This is a genomic window from Georgenia daeguensis (assembly GCF_039537705.1).
GTDB classification, from domain to species: Bacteria; Actinomycetota; Actinomycetes; order Actinomycetales; family Actinomycetaceae; genus Georgenia; species Georgenia daeguensis.
The window spans coordinates 1-5,137 of sequence record NZ_BAABBA010000053.1 but is presented as its reverse complement, the minus strand read 5'-3'; the positions used below and the strand labels follow the sequence as shown (position 1 = coordinate 5,137).

Sequence of the window (5,137 nt, the reverse complement as noted above, 5' to 3'; positions counted from 1 at the left end):
AATCCCCGGAGGGACGCCTACGTCGGGACCGACACGACTCGGTCCATGGCCACAGACAGGGAGATCAGCTGTCCGTCAACAGGGAAGTACGTGTCCGCCTACAGGGAGGTTGGCATGTCCGCTTGCAGAGTTCGGGCTTTCCCGGAACACGGTGGCTAGGGCGATCAGGTCCGACCGGCCGCCGCAGTACAAGCCGCGGCCGCCGGTACCTGACTCGGCGTGGTCGCGGGTGGAGCCCGCGGTGCGGGCGCTGCTGGCCGAGCACCCGAAGATGCCCGCGACCGTGCTTGCCGAGCGGGTGAGCTGGTCCGGGTCGGTGACCTGGTTCCGGGAGAACGTCGCGCGTCTGCGGCCGCGGTACCTGCCGGTGGACCCGGCCGACCGGCTCGCCCATGCCCCCGGGGAGCAGGTCCAGTGCGACCTGTGGTTCCCGCCGGTCAAGGTCCCCGTGGGTCCGGGCCAGGCGGCGTCGTTGCCGGTGCTGGTCATGGCCGCGGCCCACTCACGGTTCCTGGCCGCGATGATGCTGCCCTCGCGGACGACCGCAGACCTCCTCGCGGGGATGTGGCACCTGCTGAGCTCGCAGCTGGGCGCGGTCCCGCGGGCGCTGTTGTGGGACAACGAGGCCGGCATCGGCCGCAGCGGGCGCCTGGCCCAGGGCGTCGCGGGGTTCTGCGGGACGCTCGCGACCCGGCTCGTCCAGGCCCGCCCCTACGACCCCGAGACCAAGGGCATCGTCGAACGGGCCAACGGCTACCTCGAGACCTCGTTCCTGCCCGGCCGGACCTTCGCCTCACCGGCCGACTTCAACACCCAGCTCCAGGAATGGTTGCCGCGGGCCAACGCCCGGACCGTCCGGGCCCTGGGCGCCCGCCCGGTCGACCTCGTGGCGGCGGACCGGGCCGCGATGCTCCCCCTGCCGCCCCTCGCGCCGGACGTGGGAGCGCGGTGGGTGACCCGGCTGGGCCGGGACTACTACGTCCGGGCCGGGGCTAACGACTACTCCGTCGACCCGGCCGTCATCGGCCGCCTCGTCGAGGTCTCCCTGGACCTCGACCGCGTCGAGGTCACCTGCGAGGGGCAGGTCGTCGCCGACCACGCCCGCTCCTGGACGAGAGGTCTCACGGTGACCGACCCGGGTCATGTCGCCACCGCCAAGGTGCTGCGCCAGCGCTTCCTGACGCCAGGTCCAGCCCCAGACGTCGAGGCTGATCTGGCCCGGGACCTGTCGGTCTACGACGTCGCGTTCGGCGTCACCGGCCTGGACGGGCAGGTGGCCTGATGACCACCCCCAAGGAGACCGTCAAGGAGCTGGACTACTACACCCGGGCCCTCAAGGCCCCGCGGATCCGGCAGGCCGCCACCCAGCTGGCCGAGCAGGCCCGCGCGGAGGGCTGGACCCACGAGGACTACCTCGCCGCCGTCCTGGCCCGCGAGGTCGCCGCCCGGGAAGCCTCCGGCGCCAGCATCCGCACCCGCGCCGCCGGGTTCCCCGCCAGGAAGACGCTCACCGACTTCAACTTCGACCACCAACCAGCCGCCGACCGCGGCCAGATCCACCGCCTCGGCGCCGGGGCCTACCTCGCCGAGGCCGGCAACATCGTCCTGCTCGGCCCGCCCGGCACCGGCAAGACCCACCTGGCCACCGCCCTGGGCATCACCGCCGCCGAGCACGGCACCCGTGTCCTGTTCGACACCGCCACCGGCTGGGTCACCCGCCTCTCTGCCGCCCACGCCCTGGGCAAGCTGCCCGCCGAGCTACGCCGGCTACGCCGCTACGGCCTGCTCGTCATCGACGAGGTCGGCTACCTGCCCTTCGAGGCCGAGGCCGCCAACCTCTTCTTCCAGCTCGTCGCCTCCCGCTACGAACACGCCTCGATCATCCTGACCTCCAACCTGCCCTTCTCCCGCTGGGGCGAGGTCTTCGGCGACCAGGCCGTCGCCGCCGCCATGATCGACCGCATCGTCCACCACGCCGAAGTCATCACCCTCAAGGGCACCAGCTACCGACTCCGGCACACCGAGATCGACACACTGCCCTCCGCCGCCGCGGAGAACCAGGCACACTAACCCCACAACGACGTGGCTCACTTTTCGACCGTCGGAACTGGCTCACTTTTCGACCGTCGCTGACACGGGGTCACTGACCGGGCTCGCACCGGGGGCGCGGAGTGGCCGGTCCATGCCTGTTCGGGTCGAGCCATAGCGTGGTGGTTGACTTGCCGTCGTCAGACGAACGGCGTCGAGCCGGTCGCCGTGAACGGCCCGAACGAAAGCTGTTATTGGCGGATTCCGCGATGAGCAGCGTTCCCACGAGGAGCAGCGATGACCGACGACGACCCACTGGTGAACTCCGCACTTGACGCCCGGTTCCGGGCAGCACATCGAGCTCTACGGGAACTGGCCCCACCTAAGACGGTTGCGGTTGCGGATGACGCTTATCTACCGGACATCATCGAGGACCTTGAGAACCTGGCGCGTGTAGCTCAAGAAACCGCCGCCGCACACGTCGGCCCCACCTTCCGATGGACAGGCCCGCAGTCAACAGCCGACCCGTGGGCATCGGTCATTCTTCAGGTGGACCTCGACAGCCACTTCGACGACGATCCCCCCGACGTTTCCCACGTCGGCGAGTGGGAGAACTGCGCTCTCGCCCGCGCCGGTAGTGCCTACAGGAGTGAGTGTGACTGGGACTTCTCGCCTGGCCCGGCCGGAATCTGGCTGTTGTTCGTGGCGCCTTACTCCTCATTTGGGAGTAGTGGGCAGATGCACTTAAGTGGAACTCTTGCCGGGTTCGCGATCCTTCACGATCGGGACGAGGACGGCGAGTACGAGTCGCTGGCGCACCTTTGGACGGCACGTGCGTGGCGGCGCCGTGGTGTCGGAACAAGTCTCGTTCGACAGGCGCGGGAACGGTTCCCGGTGAGCCGAGTCGAAAACCCGGCTACCGAGGGGGGTCGTCTGCTGCTCGAGGCGTGTGCTTCCGACTTGCTGGAACAGTCCACCTAAGCGCACTCGTGTAAAGGCGGTAGCGACCAACTCGACATCACGGATTCCTCATCAGCCGCTCACTTGCCGCAACGCCTGTCAGCGACGATCGAAAAGTGAGCCGGTTCCGACGGGGCACTTTTCGACCGTCGCCGACAACGCCGACAAAGCGACTGAGTGACCACCAGTTAGCTATCCATCAGCGCCCGCCGCCACCGCGTGAAGAGTGCGCTCCGCGGCACGATTCGCGTCATACCGACAGGGCTGCTTCGCCGCGGAGATTGATCCAGGCCGATATCCCGCTTGGACCCGCCGACACGCTTTGGAGTTGGCGGGCAAGGCATGCAGGCCGAGGCCGATTCGAGTTGCTCGAAGTAGTCGACGAGCCCCGAGACCGAGGCCCCTCTTCGGGGCCTTCAAGCGGTTGAGCAGTCCGCAACCCATGTGGGCCCGCTGCTCGGTGTTGGCCCGGGCGATAGAGCGACGGTCGCGACCACAGCCGCATTGAAAGCCACCTGCTGGCGCAATCGTGATCGGTTGAGCTACTAGCCGAGACGCATCAGCCGGGTGACCGGCTGGGTGACTTCGGCCGTCATGCCGGATCTATGAGGTGAGACGACGTTGAGGTGGCCCACCGCTACGTTGTGACCGAGTACCGTCACTTAAGGAAGCCCAATGCCCGAAGACAGAACCACCAGACCTACTCAGGTCAGCACTGGCAACTCTGGTCGTGGACCAGGTTTCGTGACCTACACCAGGGATACGTTCACGAAACTGAACTGGCAACACAACATCATGGTCCTGGTCGGCAACGGGTTCGATATCCAGGTCCTGCATGACTACGAACAACCCGTCGACTCCCGCTACGAGCCCTTCTACCACCATCTGAAGATGCGGGGCTTTGACCCCAGTAATCAACTCCTAAAGCATATGGATGAGGAGTTAAGGAACGGTCGGAAGAACTGGAGCGACATCGAGGCGGCAGTCGCCGCCGCCGTCAACACGGGGCGGCCTAGGTCCTGCACGCATCTTCGACGACTTGCGTCCTATGCAAGCGGAGTTCGCTGGTTTCCTTCAAGGTGTGGTCCCCAACGCCCTCCTGAGCCGGCTCGGCGAAGACGCCGTTACGAATAGATGGAGCATGAAGAGTCTTTCGGAATTTCTCCACGACATCACAGATCCTGAGGAGTTCAAGGAAATGAAGTTCCCAATGGAGACGGGAACTCATTATCATCTCTTCAACTTCCTGTTCGTGAATTTTAACTACACGACGTTGCTGGATAATTACGTATTTCTCGACCAACTCCAGTTCAAGCCTCGCAAGTACAGCACAGTGGACACCAATTTCACCTTCCGCAACGATCCGCGTGGCCACTTGCACGCGAGCAACGCGACGGACGCGGGCCAGTCCGGCTACGTGCTCACCGACGTCGTGCATCCACACGGCATCCTCAGCACTCCCCGTTCCCTGCTCTTCGGTATCGATGCCGACGACGACTACGACAAGACACAGAACCACTACAACGAACTCAGGAAGCCGTACTGGGCGCAAAGCAATGTCCTATTCAAAAGTCACTTCGCCCAGACGGAATTGTTTATCATTTTCGGATGTTCACTGGGGGACAGTGACGGGTGGTGGTGGCGGAGCGTTGCTAGGGCCATCGCGGGTGGCAGAGCCGAGCTGATCATTTATCGGCGTCAGGACTCGGACGGCCACACCGTCGAGTCGGTCCAAGCACGATTCCTCGAGGCTGCAGGGGTGGATATTCGAGACCCTGCCCGGGCGGACATTGAGCGCAGGATCCACGTGATCATCTACGACGACTCCACACCCCGCGTCTTCCTCAATACCAGTCGCGAGCCTGTTTGAGCTCGGCGGAGCGATGCACGCGATCGACCTTGCTGATGCAGCCATCGACCTGGGCTCTGCCAACTACTGCGGTGAGCGGCATTGTGTGTACTCGAGCCGGCCGGCGGACAGTTACCCGTGCCGTTTAGCTCGCTCGACGGCGGTGTCTATAGCGGCTCTTCGCAGTTGACGGTGTAGCGGTGGTGGGCGCGTCGGTCGCCGGATAGGGGTCGAGGTCTTCCGATGATGGGAGTTCTGACGCTGCCCATCTGGAAGACCTCGACGTGCCCGACGCTACCT

The 5,137-nt window shown here is 65.3% G+C and carries 3 protein-coding genes and 1 pseudogene; all 4 read left to right on the top strand.

Annotation, left to right across the window (positions count from 1 at the left end):
* Positions 1–133: 133 nt before the first annotated feature.
* A pseudogene (istA, locus tag ABD774_RS21150) lies at positions 134–1,282 on the top strand (IS21 family transposase); the annotation flags it as partial.
* Positions 1,282–2,070 (top strand): IS21-like element helper ATPase IstB, encoded by a 789-nt coding sequence (istB, locus tag ABD774_RS21145; RefSeq protein ID WP_345045654.1) that lies wholly within the window; start codon positions 1,282–1,284, stop codon positions 2,068–2,070. The pseudogene istA and the gene istB, both read left to right, overlap by 1 nt.
* A gap of 255 nt (positions 2,071–2,325) precedes the next feature.
* Positions 2,326–3,009: a GNAT family N-acetyltransferase gene (locus ABD774_RS21140; RefSeq protein ID WP_345045652.1), complete on the top strand. Its 684-nt coding sequence runs from the start codon at positions 2,326–2,328 to the stop codon at positions 3,007–3,009.
* A gap of 1,060 nt (positions 3,010–4,069) precedes the next feature.
* Entirely contained in the window at positions 4,070–4,858 is a 789-nt protein-coding gene (locus tag ABD774_RS21135) for an AbiH family protein (RefSeq protein WP_345045649.1), read from the top strand.
* Positions 4,859–5,137: the final 279 nt, after the last annotated feature.

Coding starts and splice junctions, on each gene's coding strand:
- istB (WP_345045654.1), top strand. CDS start 1,282: ATGACCACCCCCAAGGAGACCGTCAAGGAGCTGGACTACTACACCCGG.
- ABD774_RS21140 (WP_345045652.1), top strand. CDS start 2,326: ATGACCGACGACGACCCACTGGTGAACTCCGCACTTGACGCCCGGTTC.